The following is a 21,124-nucleotide window of genomic DNA, read 5'->3' on the forward strand; positions in this document are numbered from 1 at the left end:
AATCATCCATATCAACGGGTATCAGCAGATGAAGCCACACTGGCGGAAGGTGTTCCACTGACCGTGAAACCTGACTCCAGAAATACAGATCAACACAAGGATTTTCAGTATGTCGTTAAAGGAAGATGAACTTGTTTCCACCCGCGTTGAACAGGGAAGCCATGCCCCGTCGTTGCTTGATGAAATCATGGCACAAACCCGTATCCAGCCCGGTGCTGACGGTTATGATATTGCCCGACAGGGCGTAACGGCTTTTGTTGCCAGCCTTCTACAATCCAGCTCACCAGCAGAACCCGTAAATAAACTGGCCGTGGACAGTATGATTGCGGATATTGACGCCCGAATCAGCCGCCAGATGGATGCTATTATTCACGCCCCTCAGTTTCAGCAACTGGAGTCATTCTGGCGTTCAATGAAAGCCCTGGTGGACCGCGTTGATTTTCGCGAGAATATTAAGGTTAATATCCTGCATGTCACCAAAGAAGAACTGCTGGACGATTTCGAGTTCGCGCCAGAGATTACCCAGTCAGGCTTCTACAAGCATGTTTATTCCAGCGGATTTGGTCAGTTTGGTGGTGAACCCATCGCGGCGGTATTAGGCGCATATGAGTTCAAAAATACCACGCCAGACATGAAACTGCTGAACTATGTCAGCGCCGTCGGCGCTATGGCCCATGCGCCGTTCCTTTCTTCCATATCGCCGGAATTTATGGGACTCAATTCATGGACTGAGCTGCCCAATATCAAAGATCTTTATGCCATCTTTGAGAGCCCAGCTTACACAAAATGGCGCGCCCTGCGTGATTCCGAAGACTCTCGCTACCTGGGGCTGACCGCACCGCGTTTTCTGCTCCGCCAGCCCTATTCAGCCACTGAAAACCCCATCAGAAGCTTCAACTACGCCGAAGATGTCAGCCACAGCCACGAGCATTATCTTTGGGGCAATACCGCTTGGATGCTAGCCAGTAATGTGGCCGACTCGTTCGCAAAATATAGATGGGCGCCGAATATTATTGGGCCGCAGAGCGGCGGCGCGGTAAAAGATCTTCCGGTACATTTATATGAATCAATGGGACAGATTCAGGCCAAGATCCCAACAGAGGTGTTGATCACCGACCGCCGTGAGTTCGAACTGGCCGAAGAGGGGTTCATCACGCTGACCATGCGCAAGGGCAGCGATAACGCCGCCTTTTTCTCCGCCAATTCGGTTCAGAAACCCAAGCATTTTCCGGGCAAAGATGCCGAAACCAACTACAAGCTGGGTACACAACTACCGTACCTGTTCATTATCAACCGCCTCGCACACTACATTAAAGTTTTGCAACGCGAGCAGCTCGGGTCGTGGAAAGAGAGAAGTGACCTTGAGCGAGAACTCAATATTTGGGTCCGCCAGTATGTCGCTGACCAGGAGAATCCGCCCACTGACGTCCGCAGCCGTAAGCCCCTGCGTGGCGCTAAAGTTGAGGTTCTGGACGTGGACGGCGAACCAGGCTGGTATCAGGTGGCAATTTCCGCAAGACCCCATTTTAAATATATGGGTGCGTCGTTTGAACTGTCTTTAGTCGGACGGTTAGACAAGTGATAACGGAGCACGAGAGACCTGCCGGATCGCTGTTTGAGCGTCTGGAAAACCCTCCTGCCAGAAACTGGCGGGGGGACAGCAATATAGAGGCATTCAGACAGTCCATTCGCCACAGCCTGCGAAATATCCTGAATACCCGCTCCGGCAGTTGTCGGGGTACCCCGGAGCTCGGCATCGAAGAGCCGGAAGGATCAGATAATTATCGCAGCGCCATGAGCCAGGCTATCGTGCAGTGCATTGAGCGTTATGAACCCCGAATCTCACATTCTGAGGTTCGGGCGGTGCTTCCCCTTATGGCCAGCCCACAGGAAATAACATTCCATATCACCGCCTGGGTGACATTTAACGACATCGACGATGTGCTTGAGTTTGATATGGCACCGGACGGCAGTCAGCATTATCAGGTGGAGTAGTAAAATGGAATTCGAAGAGCGTTATTACAGGCAGGAACTGAATTACCTTCGCCAGTTAAGTAAACAACTGGCAACCGAAAAGCCGCATCTGGCCCGGTTTCTGGCTGAAAAAGGAGCCGATCCGGATATCGAGCGTCTACTGGAAGGCGTGGCATTTCTGACCGGCAATCTGCGCCAGAAAATTGAGGATGAGTTTCCTGAGCTGACACACGGCTTGATCAAAATGCTGTGGCCCAATTATCTGCGCCCGGTGCCGTCGATGACGCTGATTGAATACAGCCCGGATATGGACAAAACCTCCGTGCCGGTATGCATCCCCCGCAACGAACAGTTCACAACCGGTTCGAAAGAGACTCAGGGAAACCAGGTATTGTCTGCGTATTCCGGCAATGAACACGATGTAGCCCCGCCCTGTACGTTCACTCTTTGCCGGGATATCTGGCTGCTGCCCGTTCAACTGGATCAGGTAGAGGATCGCAGTACGCCCCGCCATGGCATTATTGATATTACATTTGCCATCGCACCTGGTACAGATTTCACCACTCTGGATCTAAACAAGCTGCGCTTCTGGCTGGGCAACGATGATAACTATACCCGCTACCAGCTGTATTTGTGGTTTTGCGAATATTTACAGGGCGCAGAGTTGCTTACGGGCGAGCAGTCGATCCCGATGCCCGAATTTATGCTGAAAGCTGTGGGGTTTGAACCAGAAGATGCCATGCTGCCCTGGCCCGGTAATGTCCACAGCGGCTACCGCATTCTCCAGGAATTTTTCTGCTACACCGACAGTTTTCTCTTTTTCGATGTCTGTGGCATTCCGGCGCTACTTGACAGATTGAAGGAGAATCGTTTCACCCTGCGGCTGCGTTTTTCGCGCCCTTTACCCGTGGATATCCAGTTACACTGCGACTCCCTGCGTTTATATTGTGCGCCCGCCATTAATCTTTTTTTCCATCATGCCGAAGCGATTACGCTGGATCACCAGCGGGCAGATTATCCACTGATACCCAGCCGCCACTATCCGGATCATTACGACATTTTTTCGGTTAACAGTGTGGTGAGCCAGACGCAGGGTATATTCAGAAAAAAAGAGTTTGGACAACCCATTACAACACCTTCTGTGCGTCAGTGGCCTGCATTTGAAAGTTTCAGTCATCAGATGGAATACAGTCGCAAGCGGGAAGTTGTCTACTGGCAGCACCGGACAAAGACCTCGCTGTTTCAGCGGGGCTTTGATCATAGCCTTGCTTTTATTCACGCTGATGGCGGCCACCCGGATGCCTCGCTGCTTAATAATGAAGTGGTCTCAGTATCGCTGACCTGCACCAACCGTGAGTTGCCGATACAGATCCTGCCTGGCGACATAACAGGTACAACAGGTAAAAACGCGTCAGTGGCATCGTTTCGCAATATCACCCGACCCACGCCGCCACTCTGGCCGGTTATAGACGGCAGCCTGCACTGGTCCCTGTTGTCCGCCATGAACCTGAATTATCTCTCACTGCTGGATGCTGATGCGCTCAAACAGGTCATAGCCAATTTTGACCGCCACGCCATTCATCATCCACAGATGGCTCGCCTGTCACAGCAAAAGCTGGATGCCATTGAACGGCTGGACACCAGACCCGTTGATCGCCTGTTTACCGGGATACCGGTGCGTGGTCTGGCGTCAACTCTGTATATCCATCCGGGACCGTTTGTCTGTGAAGGAGAGATGTACCTTCTGGGTGCAGTTTTGTCGCACTTTCTGTCGCTGTATGCCAGCGTCAATTCATTCCACATGCTGACCGTTGTTAACACGGAAAGCCAGGAGTCATGGAAATGGGCGGAAAGAACCGGACAACACCCGCTCATCTGACTCCGGACGATGCTCCGGTACAGGATGAACAAAACGCATTACGGGAGAGTTTTCTTCAGGACGCCTGCGCCTGTAATTTTTTTGCTCTCTCAGAACTGCTGCACCGGCTGGCATCAGAGGGGGAAGAAACACCGGAATTATCGCTGGATACCCCTCCGTCACAGGAGACCATTCATTTCCGGGCTGATGCCAGCCTGGGCTTTCCGGTAAGTGATGTCAGCGCGCTAGAGCAGGAGACCTCCGGGCAGTTCCGGATGACCACCACCTTTATGGGGTTACAGGGCAGCCAGTCTCCCCTGCCAGGTTATTACCTTGATCACCTGGCCTGGAAATCCGCACATGAGCAAAGTCCGGTTGGTGATTTTCTGGATATGTTCAGCCACCGCCTGACACAGTTCGTCTGGCATACCTGGCGTAAGTATCGCTACCACGTCTCTTTCCGTAACGGTGGCGTGGATGTGTTCTCGCAACGGATGTATTCCCTGGTCGGGCTTAGCCACCGGCAACTTCGCGAAAGGCTACCAGTTAATCACAGCAAAATGCTGGCCTATGCCGGAATACTGGCGAATCCGGGACGCTCGCCAGAGATCGTCTGCTCGCTGGTCGCGCACTGTTTCGATTTAAATTTATCTGACGTGACACTGCAAAACTGGCAGCGACGGATGGTGGAAATAGAGCCGGATCAGCAAAACAGTCTCGGATGTTACACGATTAAAAATGGCGAAAAACTGGCCGGTCGATCGGTGCTGGGCAGTTTTGTTCTCGGGACGAGTGTTCCCGATCTCAGCGGTAAATTTCAGTTAAGCATTAACAACCTGAGTCGTAAGCGGTTTCTCTCGTTCCTGCCATCAGGAGAAAGCTTTCTGCCGCTGGCGATGTTTGTCTCCTTCGTCCTGCGCGATCAACTTGCCTGGGATTTGCACCTGGGACTGGCACCGGAGCAGGTGGGCACCATGCGGCTGGACGATAACAAGAGCGCACTACTGGGCTGGACGTCATTTCTCGGCGAACCGGGAGAGCATCCCTCAGTCACCATCAGGGTCAGGGAGTAAAATATAACCATCATGGAGCATGATATGGCGGAAGAAAAAACGCGACAACAAACGCTTTCACTGCATGTCGTCAACGGCAGCGAACTGGAAAGCGGGCGCGCGGCACGGTGTCTGTTCACACAGAGCGGGGATGTGGGCCACAGCAGTGAGTGCCACTGGCCGGTTCAGGGCAGGCATCAGGATGTTCCGGCGAAAGCGTTCAGCATCAGTCTGCATGATGGCGCATTCTGCCTGCATCAGCTGACCGCACCACTATGGCTGAATCAGGCCAAAGTCACGGTAGCCTCGGATCTGGTGCAGTTACGCCAGGGCGATGAGATCCAGACGGGGCATCTGATACTCCGGGTTTATCTGAATCAGGGCGGGATGCGGCATTACGACGAAGAGATGGCTACCCCTGAAACCATTGTTTCTAACCACGACACTTTGTCAGACACGTTGCTGTCCACTGACAGCGCACCGGAATATCCGGGAATGCCGTCCCGCCACCAGCTTGCCGATACCGTTGTGAATGGCTTTTCCACCGACCCATTGCAGGCGCTGCGGACCGAAAGTCTGACCACAAGGGACAATCCTCTTGCGGCAATCACGCCTGTACGTCCATCCGCTCCGTTGTCCGATCCGGTCACACATGGCGGGATCAACACACCGTTTATGGATCTGCCATCAATGTATGCCTATCCGCAGGACAGCGATGATGACGCAATTTCACCGGCAGAGGCGGCACAGCGCCATCTCGCTGTAACCCCGTTACTGCGAGGGTTGGGAGGATCGCTTACTGTGCATAACACGAAAGATGCCGATGATTTTCTGGAAGAAGCCGGGAGGACACTGCAGGCGGCGATTAAAGGGCTGCTTGAGCTACAGCAGCACCGCAACAGCCTATCTGACAAACATCTGCGCCCGCTGGAAGATAATCCGTTGCGCCTGAATATGGACTACGCCACCGCTCTGGACGTGCTGTTTGCCGAAGGAAAAAGCCCGGTTCATCTCGCCGCACCTGCCGCCGTCAGCGAGAGCCTGCGCAATATCCGCCATCACGAAGAAGCCAACCACGCGGCCATTGTGGAATCGCTGCGCGTGCTGCTGGACGCCTTCTCGCCGCAGAGCCTGATGCGCCGTTTTGTGCAGTATCGCCGCAGCCATGAACTACGCAATCCGCTGGATGATGCCGGAGCCTGGCAGATGTACTGCGATTACTACGACGAACTGGCCTCCAGCCGCCAGCAGGGCTTTGAGATGCTTTTTAACGAAGTGTATGCCCAGATCTTTGACCGGGTACTTCGTGAAAAACAGCGGGAGCCGGAAGCATGACAGGGCGTGGTTTCCTCGCCTGGGTATTGGTGGCGTTGTTAACCATCGCCTTGTGTGGTTGTGAAACAGCAAAAAAAATCGGCCAGGTCATTAAAAACCCAGATATTCAGGTCGGAAAACTGGCTGACCAGTCGTCACTGGTGACGATTACGTTGCTGACGGAGCCGGATGCCAACATCAATGCGGACGGTGAAGCTGCGGCGGTGGACGTACAACTGGTTTACCTGAGTGATGATTCGAAATTACAGGCTGCGGATTATGACCAGCTCGCAAGTACGCCGTTACCGGATGCACTGGGGAAAAACTATATCGATCACCAGGATTTCAGCCTGCTGCCCGACACCATAAAAACCCTGCCGCCAGTGAAGATGGATGAGAAGACGCAGTTTATCGGCGTGATTGCCTACTTCTCCGACGACCTGACCACACAATGGAAACAAATCGAACCGGTGGCAGGGACAGGACACAACTACCGCCTGCTGGTACATATCCGCCAGAGCAGTATTGAAATGAAAAAAGAGGATGATTAACGATGGCAACCACGCGAAACAAGGTGATGTGGCGGGAAGGGACACTGATGCGTCCGCACCACCTCCAGCAACAGCAACGTTATAACGATTATGTGAATAACCTGCGTTTCCGGGCCATTCATGATTTATCCTGGGGATTTACGGAGTTGTCCATCAACAACGAGTTGCTGGCACAGGGTAAAATCATGCTCGACAGTGCGTCGGGCACGCTGCCGGATGGCACGGTGTTCTCCCTTCCGGATCAGGATTCGCTGCCCGCTCCGCTGCATCCGGACAGTTTTCCCGATGAAGAAAGCCGTAATGTCTATCTGGCCTTACCTGTCGCCAGCGATGTGAGAGGCGAAGTCAGTTACGGGCAACAGATCGGGCGTTACCGGCTGCACGATGCTGATGTCCGGGATCTGCATTCAGAGAATGGTGATGCGCGTGCACTGACGCTGGGGCAGTTAACCCCCCGCATTATGAGTGGGGCAGACGATATGAGTGCATATGTCACACTGCCACTGTGCCGTATCAAAGACAGGCGTGCAGACGGCTCTCTGATGCTGGATGACAGTTTTATCCCCTCCTGCCAGAACATCCATGTCAGCGCACGGCTTCGTGAATTTCTCCGCGAAATCCAGGAGGCAGTCGGCGGCCGGGCCAATGACCTGGCTAACCGCATTGGTTCTCCGGCGCAAAGCGGTATTGCCGATGTGGCGGAATTTATGATGCTGCAACTGCTCAACCGTAACCAGACCCGCTTCACTCACCGCGCCCGCAGACCACAGCTTCATCCGGAAGAGTTTTATCTCGATCTTGCTGGGCTGCTGGGAGAACTCATGACATTTACCGAGCCGTCCCGCCTGCCCTGTCCGCTGGATGTCTATGATCACCGTAACCTGACGGACACCTTCAACACGCTGTTACCGGAAGTGAAGCGGGCACTGCATACCGTCCTATCGCCCAGGGCGGTTAACCTGCCGCTGCATCTGCGCGATGGCATCTGGCAGGCTGACGTACATGACTCAGCACTGTTGCAGTCCGCCACCTTCGTGCTGGCAGTGGCGGCGAAAATGGAGACACAGCAACTCCAGCGCCAGTTTATCCAGCAGTCAAAAATTTCCTCGCCGGAAAAAATTCGCAATATGGTCAGTGTGCAAATCCCCGGTATCCCGCTGCATACGCTGATGGTGGCCCCCCGCCAGCTTCCGTACCATGCCGGTTTCAGCTATTTCGAACTGGACAAGAGCGGTCCAGCCTGGGCGGATGTGGCGGCTACCGGTGCCGTCGCCCTGCATGTATCCGGTTCGTTTCCGGATCTGAACATGCAACTGTGGGCTATAAGAGGATAAGACGATGGATGCGCTATCACTGCCCCCTTTACCCGAATACGAAAGCGAAGGCCTCCGTCAGTACCAGCTTACGCTGCGCGGCAACAGCCTGAACCCGATGATCGACGCCGCAACACCGCTGCTGGGGATGGTAATGCGTGTTGCGGGGATGAACAGCCATGCCATGCCTGAACACCTGTTCACTCAGGTGGTGACGGATGTGCAGGCAATGGAGCAGCTACTTCAGGAGCAGGGCTATGAGCCAGGTGTGATTATCTCGTTTCGTTACATCCTCTGTACTTTTATAGATGAAGCGGCACTGGGTAACGGCTGGTCCAACAAGAACGAGTGGATCAAACAGTCGTTACTGGTGCATTTCCACAATGAAGCCTGGGGTGGTGAAAAGGTCTTTATTCTGCTGGAACGCCTGATGCGCGAGCCAAAACGCTACCAGGATCTGCTGGAGTTTTTGTATATCTGCTTTTCACTGGGCTTTCGCGGGCGCTATAAAGTCGCGCCTCAGGATCAGGGGGAGTTTGAGCAGATATACCGCCGCCTGTATCACGTCCTGCATAAACTGCGCGGCGATGCGCCCTTTCCACTGCTGCACCAGGATAAAAAAGCCCATGGCGGACGCTACCAGCTCATTAAACGACTGACCATCCGCCATGTTCTGTCCGGCGGTATCATCGTGCTGGCGCTGTTTTATCTGTTCTATCTGCTGCGCCTGGACGGCCAGACGCAGGACATTCTTCACCAGTTAAACCGGCTGCTCGCCAGGTAAGGACACATATGATCCAGATTGATTTGGCCACACTGGTAAAACGGCTTAATCCCTTCGCGAAACAGGCGTTGGAAGCCGCAGCCTCGGAGTGTATGAGCCAGCAGGCGGCGGAAATCACTGTCAGCCACGTACTGCTCCAGATGCTGGCTATCCCGCGCAGCGATTTGCGGGTCATTACTGAACGCGCCGGGATCGGCACCGATGATTTACGCCAAGCGCTGACAGTGGAAAATTACGCCACCACCCGTTCAGTGGATAGCTATCCGTCGTTTTCCCCCATGCTGGTTGAATGGCTGAAAGAGGCCTGGCTGTTGGCGTCCGCTGAAATGCAGCAGACAGAGTTGCGCGGCGGCGTCCTGCTGCTCGCCCTGCTCCACTCGCCGCTGCGCTACGTACTGCCCACCGCCGCCCGGCTGCTCACTGCCATCAACCGCGACCAGCTACAGCAGGATTTTGCTGGATGGACGAAGGCGTCAGCCGAGTCGGTTATGCAGAATGCGGACGGACAGGTCATCAGTGCCACAGCCGATACCGGCGACAGCCTGCTTGCCCGCTACGCCAGAAACATGACCGATGATGCCCGCAACGGCAGGCTCGATCCAGTATTGTGCCGCGATAATGAAATTGACCTGATGATTGATATTCTCTGCCGCCGCCGTAAAAACAATCCGGTGGTAGTCGGTGAGGCAGGCGTCGGCAAAAGCGCGCTGATCGAAGGACTGGCGCTGCGCATTGTCGCAGGCAAGGTACCGGACAAGCTGCGCGATACCGATATTATGACCCTGGATCTTGGTGCACTACAGGCAGGCGCATCGGTGAAAGGCGAGTTTGAGAAGCGCTTTAAGGGGCTGATGGCGGAGGTCATTCAGTCACCGAAACCCGTTATTCTGTTTATCGACGAGGCCCACACGCTGATTGGCGCGGGCAACCAGCAGGGCGGGCTGGATATCTCTAACCTGCTAAAACCTGCGCTGGCACGCGGCGAGCTGAAAACCATCGCCGCCACCACCTGGAGCGAATATAAAAAATACTTCGAGAAAGACGCCGCCCTGTCGCGTCGTTTCCAACTGGTAAAAGTACGCGAACCCAATGCTGCCGAATCCACCATTATTCTGCGCGGCCTGTCGGTGGTGTATGAGCAGTCCCACGGCGTGCTGATTGATGATGAAGCCTTACAGGCAGCAGCAACGTTAAGCGAGCGCTATCTTTCCGGGCGTCAGTTACCGGATAAAGCCATTGATGTGCTGGATACCGCCTGCGCCCGCGTTGCGATCAATCTTTCCTCTCCACCACGGCAAATTTCAGCGCTGACCACACTGAGCCATCAGTGCAAAGCAGAAATTTACCAGCTTGAGCGTGAAATCCGCATAGGCCTGCGATCTGATACCTCGCGGTTGAATGAAGTACTGGTGCAGTATGACGAAACGCTGACCGAATTGGATGAGCTGGAAACGGCATGGCACCAGCAGCAGGCGCTGGTACAGGAAATTATCTCGCTGCGTAAAGGGCTGCTGGATGAATCCGTCAGCAGTGAAGAAGAAAATGTGCAGTCAGAAGAAGTGGATGCCGAAAACACCCCCATTCCGGCAAATGAATTCGCGACGAAGCAACCAGAAACCGTCCCAGAACGCTGTCCTGCAGAACGACTGGCAGCGCTGACCGCCGAACTGAATACTCTGCACCATACGCAGCTACTGGTTTCCCCACACGTCGATAAAAAACAAATCGCAGCTGTGATTGCCGAATGGACAGGCGTACCACTTAACCGTCTGTCGCAGAACGAGATGTCGGTCATCACCGATTTGCCGCTGTGGCTGGGTGACATTATCAAGGGCCAGAATCTGGCGATTAAGCATCTGCATAAGCACCTGCTGACAGCGCGTGCGGATCTGCGCCGCCCGGGGCGACCTCTGGGTGCATTCCTGCTGGCCGGCCCCAGCGGCGTGGGTAAAACGGAAACCGTGTTGCAACTGGCAGAACTTCTCTATGGCGGTCGCCAGTACCTCACCACCATCAATATGTCCGAATTCCAGGAGAAACATACTGTTTCCCGCCTGATTGGTTCCCCTCCAGGCTATGTTGGCTACGGCGAGGGCGGCGTGCTGACCGAAGCGATTCGTCAAAAACCTTACTCCGTAGTGCTGCTTGATGAAGTGGAAAAAGCGCACCCGGACGTGCTTAACCTGTTCTACCAGGCGTTCGACAAGGGCGAGATGGCAGATGGCGAAGGCCGTCTGATTGACTGTAAAAACATCGTCTTTTTCCTCACCTCCAACCTCGGTTATCAGTTGATTGTCGAACATGCCGATCACCCTGAAACCATGCACGACGCGCTGTATCCGATACTGGCAGACTTCTTCAAACCTGCGCTACTGGCACGCATGGAAGTGGTGCCATACCTGCCGCTGTCGCGTGAAACACTCTCCGTCATTATCGCCGGGAAACTGGCGCGGCTGGATAACGTGTTGCGTACACGCTTCGGTGCAGAGGTGATAATTGAGCCGGAAGTCACCGACGAAATAATGCAGCGCGTCACCCGCGCTGAAAACGGCGCGCGGATGCTGGAGTCGGTCATCGACGGTGAGATGCTGCCGCCGCTCTCCCTGCTGCTGTTGCAGAAAATGGCGGCGAATATCGCCATTGCCCGTATCACGCTGGGTGTGACAAACGGCTCCTTTATCGCTGATGTGGAAGATGCACCGGAGGATAGCACTGATTCCGACACACAGTCGGAACCAGAAACAGAGGACAAAACCGTTCTATGAGCAGAATACAGACGCTCATGATCATAATGCTGCTGCCGGGATTATTCCCCCGCGCAGTACAGGCGGAAACACCTGCAAAACAGGTGATTGCCGTACTGCCGGGGATTGTGGTGCCGGAAACCAACGCACAGACGACGCTCAGTGCCATGCTGGACTGTCGCCGGGAGCCTGCTGCACTGGAGCGTCTTGACTGCTATGACCATATTCTGGCACCAGAACAACCCAGCTTTAATGGCGCGCTGGTAAAGGCCCGTTATGAAGGTGAAGCCTGGAAACGGGCTTTCGCCCAGGAGAAACAGCGCCCGGATAATTCCACCGCACTACTGATGACGCAGAGCGATGGCGAACGCCCTACTGTGGTTATTACTACACCTGCCATCGGCAACGTCCCGCCACGCCCGGTACTGATGTTCAGTTGTGTGGACAACATCACCCGGATGCAGGTGGCGCTGACCCATTCCATGACGCAGAACGACATCGCCGTGACGCTGACCACTGACCACGGACGCTTTCAGTCTCATTGGTTTATCCGTGAGAACGGTGTCCTGTTGGAGTCCAGCCGCGGACTATCCGGTATTGACGAAATTAAGCAGCTCTTTGGCACAAAAACCCTGACCATCAACACCGGTACGGACAGTGCCGCCGGAAAACTGACATTTAACATTGACGGGCTGGCGAAAACCATCGCACCGCTGCGTGACGCCTGCCACTGGGCGGGGGAATAAAAATGGCAATGGACTTACGTAACCCGGATACCTGGATTTCACACCTGCTTGAAAATCTGCCGGAAGATAAACATGTCTCCGCGCTGAAAGACGATAATCCCGACTGGGAATATATCGACGGCGAAATGCTTAAACTTGGCTCACTGACGCACAGTCAGTTGGATATCCCGGAAATACAGCGCCGGGGATTAGTGCTTCTGGCGTCGGAAAGCAAAGACTTTCGCCTGCTGGCCCACCTATTACGTACGCTGCAACACGCCGGTGATCCGCTGCTGGCGTTACGTTTACTGACGTTATATGTGGAACATTACTGGACGCAGGCCGCACCGCAAAATGCAGCTCATAAACAGCGTTTCGCCGCCCAGGTACTGAAACGATTTGAATCCGGTGCAGAGAGCTTCGCAGAATCGGCAGATATCACGCAACGCGACAACCTGCTGGCTGAGCTGGCAAAACTGGCGCAGCGCTGGCAGGAGCAAAATATCCCGGCACTGGCGCAGGCCGTCGATGATCTCTCGTCGCAGTATCGCCGGGCATTTCGCGGGGCAGAGCCTGCGCTGTCTGCCCCGTCACCCACGCCATCCGTCGGCGCACCTCCGGCCGCAGCCACACTACCCTCCCCGGTATCGCCATCGGTGTCCGCCCCCGCTATCCCGACCGTCGATATTGACAGTCATGATGATAAGGCCTGGCGCGACACACTGCTGAAAGTCTCCGCCATTCTCTGTGAGCGCCAGCCGGATTCGCCGCAGGGTTACCGCCTGCGTCGCCATGCGTTATGGCAGGCCATTACATCCGTACCCCAGGCAGAAAGCGACGGGCGAACGCCGCTGGCGGCGGTACCTGCTGATATGACCGCCGATTATCAGACCCGACTGAGCAATGCCGATCTGGCGCTCTGGCAACAGGTGGAAAAAAGCCTGCTTCTGGCCCCGTACTGGCTCGATGGGCATTACCTTTCGGCGCAAACCGCGCAACGCCTGGGTTACTCCAGTGCAGCAGAAGCCATCCGGGATGAAATGGCCCGTTTTCTCGTCCGCCTGCCGCAACTTGCCACCCTGCGGTTTAATGACCGCACGCCGTTTATGAGTGAGCAGACAAAACAGTGGCTGGCGACGTCTCCGGGCAGTCAGACAGCCCCGATTGTGCGGACCGACGAAGACACAGAGGCTGTCCACCAGTGTTTCAGCGAGAAGGGACTGGAAGCCGCACTGCAATACCTGGAAAAGCTGCCGGAAGGCGATCCGCGCGATCAGTTTCTCCGGCAGTATCTGGGCGCGCAACTGATGGAAGACGCCGGAATGGTGCAGCTTGCACAGCAGCAGTACCGGATGTTGTTTAAAGCAGGGCTGCGTATGACGCTGGCTGACTGGGAGCCATCCCTGCTGGAGCAACTGGAAAACAAATTCACGGCAGAAAAATAATAACGTAACAAGGAGTTACCGTGTTCAGATTACCAACCCCTCGACTGTTCAGCAGTCTGCGATCCGTCCTCCGACCGGCGATGCCCCGCGTTAAGGTTTCCGCCGCCTGGCTGCTGGCACTGGCGTGGATTGTGCTGCTGGTATGGATCTGGTGGAAAGGCCCGTCATGGTCGTTCTACGACGAGCAGTGGCTTAAACCGCTGACGAACCGCTGGCTGGCGACGGCAGCCTGGGCGCTCGCAGCGCTGGTATGGCTTACCGTCAGGGTAATGAGGCGCCTGCAACTGCTGGAAAAACAGCAAAAACAACAGCGTGAAGAGGAAAAAGATCCGCTGACTGTAGAACTGACTGCCCAGCAACGTTATCTCGACCACTGGCTGCTGCGTCTGCAACGCCATCTCGACAACCGTCGCTACCTGTGGCAACTGCCGTGGTATATGGTTATTGGTCCATCCGGAAGTGGCAAAACGTCGCTGCTGCGCGAAGGTTTTCCATCCGACATTATTTACGCCCCGGAGGCCGTGCGGGGAGTGGAATTGCGCCGGTATGTTATCCCACATGTGGGAAAACAGGCGGTCATTTTTGATGCAGACGGCCTCCTGTTTGAGCAACAGGAGGCGGATGTGCTGCACCGTCGCCTGTGGACAACTATGCTGGACTGGCTGGTACAAAAACGCGCCAGACAGCCGCTGAACGGCCTGATACTGACGCTGGATCTGCCCGATCTGCTGACTGCCGACAAACGCCGCCGGGAGCACCTGTTGCAAATTCTGCGCGGACGTTTGCAGGATATACGCCAGCACCTTCACTGCCAGTTACCGGTGTATGTGGTACTGACCCGGCTGGATTTACTGTACGGTTTCGCTGCTCTGTTTCAGTCTCTGGACAGGAACGATCGCGATGCCATTCTTGGCGTTACCTTTACCCGTCATGCTCATGAAAATGACGACTGGCGCGCAGAGCTGAATGCATTCTGGCAGACCTGGAGCGAACAGCTCAATAACGCCCTGCCGGAGCGACTGCTAACCCCCGGCTCCCGCAGTTCCCTGTTCAGCTTTGTTCGTCAGATACAGGGTAGCCGTGAACCGCTGGTATCCCTGTTGAGCGGATTACTGGACGGGGAAAATATGGACGTCATGCTGCGAGGCGTGTACTTCACCTCCTCCCTGCAACGCGGCCAGATAGACGATATTTTTATGCAGTCTGCCGCCCGTCAGTTCCGCCTGGGCAATAGCCCGATGACGGCCTGGCCTTTGGTGGACACGGCCCCCTATTTTACCCGCAACCTGTTTCCACAGACTTTACTGGCAGAGCCTAACCTCGCCGGTGAAAGCCGCGTCTGGCTGATGCAGTCCCGCCGCCGGTTATCGGTGTTTTCCGTCACCGGGGGCATCGCCGCGCTGCTGCTGATTATGGGCTGGCATCACTATTACAATAACAACTGGCGTTCCGGCATCACCGTACTGGAGCAGGCCAAAGCCTTTATGTCGGTTCCGCCACCGCAGGGTATGGATGATTATGGCAACCTGCAACTGCCGTTACTCAACCCGGTGCGTGACGCCACGCTGGCCTACGGTGACTGGGGCGATCGCAGCCGCCTGGCCGATATGGGATTGTATCAGGGCAGGCGTGTCGGCCCGTATGTGGAGCAGACCTACCTACAACTGCTGGAGCAGCGTTACCTGCCCGCCCTGTTTAATGGTCTGGTCAAAGAGATGAACGCCGCGCCGCCGGAGAGCGAGGAAAAACTTGCGGTACTGCGCGTCATCAGAATGCTGGAGGATAAAAGCGGACGCAGCAACGAGGTAGTGAAACAGTACATGGCAAAACGCTGGAGCGATAAGTTCCATGGCCAGCGAGATCTCCAGGCGCAGCTTATGTCTCATCTGGACTATGCCCTGCAGCATACAGACTGGCACGCGGAACGTCAGGCAGGCAACGTCGACGCCACCAGCCGCTGGACGCCTTATGACGGCCCGGTGGTGGCGGCCCAGAAAGAACTCAGCAAACTGCCCGTCTACCAGCGTGTTTACCAGAGTCTGAAAACGCGTGCCCTCGGCGTGCTGCCCGCCGATCTGAACCTGCGTGACCAGGTGGGCGCCACGTTTGATCAGGTGTTTACCTCCGGGGATGATAATAAACTTATTGTTCCGCAATTCCTCACCCGTTACGGCTTGCAAAGTTATTTTGTCAAACAGCGCGATGCGCTGGTCGAACTGACGGCGATGGATTCCTGGGTGCTGAACCTGACCCACAGTGTGAAATACAGCGAGGCAGACCGGGCGGAAATCCAGCGTCAGCTCACCGAACAGTATCTCAGCGACTACACCGCCACCTGGCGCGCCGGGATGGATAACCTTAACGTGCGCAATTACGAATCCATCGCTGAACTGACCGGCGCACTGGAGCAAATTATCAGCGGCGATCAGCCACTCCAGCGGGCGCTGACGGCACTGCGCGACAATACACAGCCCGCCGTACTCTCTGAAAAATTGGATGACAGAGCGCTTCAGGAAGCCATGGCAGAGTCGGAGTATCAGTTACTGACCCGCCTGGGGCATGAGTTCTCCCCGGAGAACAGCACGCTGGCTGTACAGAAAGACAAAGAAAACACTCTGCAGGCAGTTTATCAACAGTTGACGGAACTGCACCGTTATCTGCTGGCGATCCAGAACGCACCGGTACAGGGAAAATCAGCACTGAAGGCGGTGCAGCTACGGCTTGATCAAAACAGCAGCGATCCGATCTTCGCCACCCGACAGATGGCAAAAACTCTGCCTGCCCCGCTTAACCGCTGGGTGGGCAAGCTGGCGGAGCAAGCCTGGCATGTGGTGATGGTGGAAGCAGTCCATTACATGGAGATTGACTGGCGTGACAACGTGGTGAAACCGTTTAACGAGCAGCTCGCCAACAACTATCCGTTTAACCCTCGTTCGTCACAGGATGCATCGCTGGATGCCTTTGAACGCTTCTTTAAACCGGATGGTTTACTGGACACGTTCTACCAACAGAATTTGCGTCTGTTTATAGAAAACGACCTGAGTCTGGAGGACGGGGATAACAACGTGATTATTCGCGAAGACGTCCAGGAGCAACTGAATGCCGCGCAGGAAATTCGCGATGCCTTCTTCAGCAGGCAAAACGGCCTTGGCGCTCAGTTTGCCGTGGAAACCGTATCGCTTTCCGGCAATAAACGGCGCAGCGTACTCAACCTTGACGGTCAGTTAGTGGACTACAGCCAGGGCCGCAATTATACCGCGCATCTGGTTTGGCCAAATAACATGCGTGAGGGTAATGAAAGCAAGCTGACGCTGATTGGCACCGGCGGCAAAACGCCGCGCAGCATCGGTTTCAGCGGACCGTGGGCACAGTTCAGGTTGTTTGGCGCAGGGCAACTCACCGGCGTACAGGATGGCACATTCAGCGTGCGCTTTAACGTGGACGGCGGCGCAATGGTGTACCGGGTGCATACGGACACGGTAGATAACCCGTTCACCGGCGGGCTGTTCAGCCAGTTCCGGTTGCCGGATACCCTGTACTGAGGAGGCTGAAATGAGCCAAGACATACTCACACAAATTATTGTTACCGGCAGCGATCCTCGCGGCCTGCCGGAATTTAGCGCCCTGCGGGAAGAGATCAATAAATCCTCTCACCCGTCGCAGCCGGAGCTGAACTGGAAACTGGTGGAATCACTGGCACTGGCGATCTTTAAAGCCAACGGCGTGGATCTGCACACGGCGACCTATTACACCCTGGCGCGCACGCGTACACACGGGCTAGCCGGATTTTGCGAAGGGGTGGAGCTACTGGCGGCAATGATAGGCCACGACTGGGATAAATTCTGGCCGCAGGATGAATCAGCCCGTACCGGGATGCTTGACTGGCTCAATACCCGGACCGGTAATATCCTGCGCCAGCAACTGTCCTTTTCAGACACTAACCTGCCGTTGCTGTACCGGACTGAGCGCGCATTGCAGTTGATTTGCGACAAACTCCAGCAGGTAGAACTGAAACGACAGCCGCATGTAGAAAACCTGCTTTATTTTGTGCAGAACACGCGTAAACGACTTGAGCCACAGCCAAAAAGCAGCGTGGGTACTCAGTCACAGACCACCGTCAGAACGTTGATTTATGCCCCGGAGAGCACACAGCCCGTCACGGAGGAAAGCCTTCCTCCCCTGCCCGACCTGCCGGAAATGAAGGTGGAAGTCCACAACGGCACCACACCGGTCGCCAGCGCCACGCCAGGCCGGAATTGTAAAGGTTTTATGGCGGGTATTGCCTGTACGACGGCTGCCGCTGCCGCACTGTGGTGGTGGCAGGTGTACCCGATGCAACAACAACTTTCACAAGTCAGGGATACAGCACAGGGCGCGGCAACAGTCTGGCTGTCGTCGCCTGAACTGGACAGTTACGGGCAACGGCTGCAACAGCTTCCCGACACCTCGCCGCTGCAACTGCTGGAAACAGGCATGCAGATGATGCAAACCGCAGACAGCCGCTGGCCGGAGAGTTTGCAACAGCAGCAGGCAACAGCGCAGTGGAATGAAATCCTGAAAACCCGCGCGCAAAGCAGCCCGCAAATGCGTGGCTTGCAGCAGGCGCGGCAAAATCTGCGTGACTTTGCCGACCTGATGATGCAACGGGAGACAGAGAAACAGGGCTTTACCCTCTCCTATATCAAAACCGTCACCTGGCAGGCGGAACGACTGCTGAATCAGGAAACGCCGCTGGAATCCCTGCTGACACAGTACCAGGACGCCAGGGCACAGGGACGGAATACGGAAGCGCTGGAAAAACAAGTTAATGAACAGATGAATGGCGTATTAAGCCGCTGGCTGCTGCTGAAAAGCAATGTAGTGCCAGAGTCGGCAACTAATGCAAAATCACGAAAATAATAGTTAACGCGAGGAGAACAACATGGCAAATTTAATTTATTTAACTCTGAACGGTGAAAAGCAAGGATTGATTTCAGCAGGTTGCTGTTCACTTGATTCTATCGGTAATAAAGCTCAGTTACTGCATCTTGATCATATTATGGTATATGAACTGACGCATGGATTAAGTCGGGATCAAAATGTCAATCATCATTCAGTTACGATAAAAAAACCTGTCGATAAATCATCTCCTTTGCTGGGAAAAGCAATTAACGATAATGAAATATTGACCTGCACTTTTGATTTTTATCGAACCAATAGATTTGGAATTAATGAAAAATATTACAAGCTGGAATTAAAAAAAGCCCGAATTAGTGATATTAATTTCTCGATTGCACATGTAATCATTGACAGCGAAGTACAACCTCAGGAAAGTATTTCTTTTATATATGAATCAATCAACTGGGAACACTGCATTGCCGGGACCAGTGCGTACAGCTTATGGAATGAGAGGGTGTTTTAGTAAAGATTTTACAAATGAATGGAGGGCTTCACATGGTAAAGCGCACGGCAGCGGTACACAAAGGCATCCCAACAACAGAAAATCCGAGAAAAAGACCCCAGGTAAATGCCCGGACAACAGGAAAAGATTCTGGACAACCGCCCAAAAAACTTAGTCCCCTTGAGGAGTGGAAATCCGGGCGAGAAAAAGCGATTGGCAATCCTGACTGGTATATTTATGATAATACAATCAGGAAACTTGTTTCTGAAATTAACCAGCATTTATCCATGTCGAAAAACATCGAAAAATATAAGCCACTGGACTGGAAATTGATTAAGGCAATGATATGGACTGAAACAGGTGCGACATCGACTGAATGGAAAACAAAACCTATACAAATAGGAAAGAGCGGGGATAACGGCATCCTCGAGGTGACGGTTCCTGCTCGCCCAAGAAAATACAACATTATAACCCCGAAAAATTGGGACAAATACTTAAAAAACAAATCTGATATGATAAAAAACAATCCTGAATATAATATTCGCGCAGGCATTGTTCTTTTAATGATAAAGATGTCAGAAACGGAAAAAGATAAAACTGTTTATGACAATGAAAAAGAAGATATCTATGAAGTCGTTAAGGGAGATCTTGGCTATAGCTCTATCGCCAAGAAAATAGGTACAACACAGAATGTTCTTACCACACTGAATGGCGTTAAAGTCATTCATCCTGGAGATAAACTTAAATATAAGAAAGCGCATCTGGAACAGTATATACAAGGATGGAAATTGTTTACTCCTCAAAATATTCAAATCCAATACAATGGAGACCCAAAGCGAGCTACAGTCAGTAAACCTGGTGATATAAATTATGCGGATAAATTTGAATATGTTTATAGTCTCATTGTCTCTGATGAGAACAAAAAATAGATAATATACTTAAGGGCTGCAAATGAAAACAAATAAATATTTATTCTCATTATTATTATTGTGTGATATTACCAATGCACATGATATAAAAGTATCTGATTGCTCATACGATCAGTTAATACAACAAGATAGGGTTTATTGGTGTCTTATGGATAAATATCAGAAGAGCGTTTTGGCGTTAAAACATGAGGAAGACAGAGCAGAAAAAAGACTAAAGCAATATGATACTGAAGGAGCGAGAGGGCTTAATGAAGATGGCTCTATTGATTACGAACCTTATATTCATATAGCAAGAATAACATTCCCGGAACTGCATCGCTCATTTATTCTTTATCGCGAAAAACAATGTAAATACGCCTCACAAAGTGATGGAGCGCTTCCTGGCTATCGCCCCTCAATTTCGTCACTATATTGTAAAACCAATATGAATCTATCACAAATACAATGGATTAAAAACACCATCTAGGATGACGTCATGAATAACAAGTATTTATTCAAAATTATTTTAATGATATTATTTACCTTGCACTCCAGTTTATTATTTGCGGTGGATAAAGTTATTATAGAAAAAATGCCACAAGATCTTCAGGATTTTTTTGAAAGTGCTGATGCTTGCGAAGTTTGGGTAAGTAACTTTGACCCACGTTTAGAAAAAATAACTTACAATATTGTTGAAAGTGTTATTAAAGAAAATTGCTCAGATATTGAACGCAAACTATCCGCGATGAAAAACAAATATAAGAATAACAAAGATTATTCAGCAAGACTAACGGTCTATGATGACACCATCATAATATATGACGAATATAAAAAGACGCGGATAAAAAATAAAAGTAATGAGTAATTTTATGATTAGCATTTTAGCATTTACACAATAATTTAGAGAGAGAAGTAGTAACCAAACTCACATCATCTGGTTGTGTTTAAACCAGCAGGTTAATCCTGCAATTCGATAAGGGTTCGTTTTGTGGTGGTCTGACCGGTGGTCTTGGCAAACTAAAAAAATAGCATTCTTATTGAAAACAGTTCATTAGCCCAAAGAACTACACCGAGTC

The 21,124-nt window shown here is 52.9% G+C and carries 17 protein-coding genes; all 17 read left to right on the forward strand.

What is annotated here, in order from left to right:
• Positions 1–109: 109 nt before the first annotated feature.
• The 17 genes from tssC (at position 110) to OGY17_RS07895 (ending at position 20,913) form a co-directional block, all read left to right on the forward strand.
• Positions 110–1,582: a type VI secretion system contractile sheath large subunit gene (gene tssC, locus OGY17_RS07815; protein ID WP_153686651.1), complete on the forward strand. Its 1,473-nt coding sequence runs from the start codon at positions 110–112 to the stop codon at positions 1,580–1,582.
• Entirely contained in the window at positions 1,579–1,995 is a 417-nt protein-coding gene (gene tssE / locus OGY17_RS07820) for a type VI secretion system baseplate subunit TssE (protein WP_275380202.1), read from the forward strand. Before tssC ends, tssE begins: the two co-directional genes overlap by 4 nt.
• Before the next feature lie 4 nt (positions 1,996–1,999).
• Positions 2,000–3,853 (forward strand): type VI secretion system baseplate subunit TssF, encoded by a 1,854-nt coding sequence (gene tssF, locus OGY17_RS07825; RefSeq protein WP_048236749.1) that lies wholly within the window; start codon positions 2,000–2,002, stop codon positions 3,851–3,853.
• Positions 3,817–4,905 carry a type VI secretion system baseplate subunit TssG gene (tssG, locus tag OGY17_RS07830; protein WP_286606807.1) on the forward strand — a complete coding sequence of 363 codons (1,089 nt, stop codon included), beginning with the start codon at positions 3,817–3,819 and terminating at the stop codon, positions 4,903–4,905. The genes tssF and tssG overlap by 37 nt, the downstream gene beginning before the upstream one ends.
• A 24-nt stretch (positions 4,906–4,929) precedes the next feature.
• Positions 4,930–6,219, forward strand: coding sequence for a type VI secretion system-associated FHA domain protein TagH (gene tagH, locus OGY17_RS07835; protein WP_048236751.1), 1,290 nt, complete (start codon positions 4,930–4,932; stop codon positions 6,217–6,219).
• Positions 6,216–6,749 carry a type VI secretion system lipoprotein TssJ gene (gene tssJ / locus OGY17_RS07840; protein ID WP_286606809.1) on the forward strand — a complete coding sequence of 178 codons (534 nt, stop codon included), beginning with the start codon at positions 6,216–6,218 and terminating at the stop codon, positions 6,747–6,749. Before tagH ends, tssJ begins: the two co-directional genes overlap by 4 nt.
• Before the next feature lie 2 nt (positions 6,750–6,751).
• Positions 6,752–8,083: a type VI secretion system baseplate subunit TssK gene (gene tssK / locus OGY17_RS07845; protein WP_048236754.1), complete on the forward strand. Its 1,332-nt coding sequence runs from the start codon at positions 6,752–6,754 to the stop codon at positions 8,081–8,083.
• Between the two features lie 4 nt (positions 8,084–8,087).
• Positions 8,088–8,846, forward strand: a complete 759-nt coding sequence (gene icmH, locus OGY17_RS07850; protein ID WP_048236755.1) for a type IVB secretion system protein IcmH/DotU — start codon at positions 8,088–8,090, stop codon at positions 8,844–8,846.
• 8 nt (positions 8,847–8,854) lie between these two features.
• On the forward strand, positions 8,855–11,611 hold the full coding sequence (gene tssH, locus OGY17_RS07855) for a type VI secretion system ATPase TssH (RefSeq protein WP_213786723.1): 2,757 nt from the start codon (positions 8,855–8,857) through the stop codon (positions 11,609–11,611).
• On the forward strand, positions 11,608–12,336 hold the full coding sequence (gene vasI, locus OGY17_RS07860) for a type VI secretion system-associated protein VasI (RefSeq protein WP_048215553.1): 729 nt from the start codon (positions 11,608–11,610) through the stop codon (positions 12,334–12,336). The genes tssH and vasI overlap by 4 nt, the downstream gene beginning before the upstream one ends.
• A gap of 2 nt (positions 12,337–12,338) precedes the next feature.
• Positions 12,339–13,760, forward strand: a complete 1,422-nt coding sequence (gene tssA, locus OGY17_RS07865) for a type VI secretion system protein TssA (protein ID WP_075551231.1) — start codon at positions 12,339–12,341, stop codon at positions 13,758–13,760.
• A gap of 80 nt (positions 13,761–13,840) precedes the next feature.
• On the forward strand, positions 13,841–17,302 hold the full coding sequence (tssM, locus tag OGY17_RS07870) for a type VI secretion system membrane subunit TssM (protein ID WP_456301061.1): 3,462 nt from the start codon (positions 13,841–13,843) through the stop codon (positions 17,300–17,302).
• Positions 17,303–17,312: 10 nt separating this feature from the next.
• Positions 17,313–18,659 (forward strand): VasL domain-containing protein, encoded by a 1,347-nt coding sequence (locus OGY17_RS07875; RefSeq protein WP_191215410.1) that lies wholly within the window; start codon positions 17,313–17,315, stop codon positions 18,657–18,659.
• 22 nt (positions 18,660–18,681) lie between these two features.
• On the forward strand, positions 18,682–19,161 hold the full coding sequence (locus OGY17_RS07880) for an Hcp family type VI secretion system effector (protein ID WP_048215550.1): 480 nt from the start codon (positions 18,682–18,684) through the stop codon (positions 19,159–19,161).
• Between the two features lie 32 nt (positions 19,162–19,193).
• Positions 19,194–20,069: a LysM peptidoglycan-binding domain-containing protein gene (locus OGY17_RS07885; protein WP_118262986.1), complete on the forward strand. Its 876-nt coding sequence runs from the start codon at positions 19,194–19,196 to the stop codon at positions 20,067–20,069.
• A 22-nt stretch (positions 20,070–20,091) separates the two neighbouring features.
• A complete protein-coding gene (locus OGY17_RS07890; protein WP_118262984.1) occupies positions 20,092–20,535 on the forward strand; it encodes a hypothetical protein in 444 nt (147 codons plus the stop codon).
• A 9-nt stretch (positions 20,536–20,544) separates the two neighbouring features.
• Entirely contained in the window at positions 20,545–20,913 is a 369-nt protein-coding gene (locus tag OGY17_RS07895; protein ID WP_118262982.1) for a hypothetical protein, read from the forward strand.
• Positions 20,914–21,124: the final 211 nt, after the last annotated feature.

It is taken from the genome of Citrobacter sp. Cpo126 (genome assembly GCF_030332445.1).
Lineage (GTDB): Bacteria > Pseudomonadota > Gammaproteobacteria > Enterobacterales > Enterobacteriaceae > Citrobacter > Citrobacter portucalensis.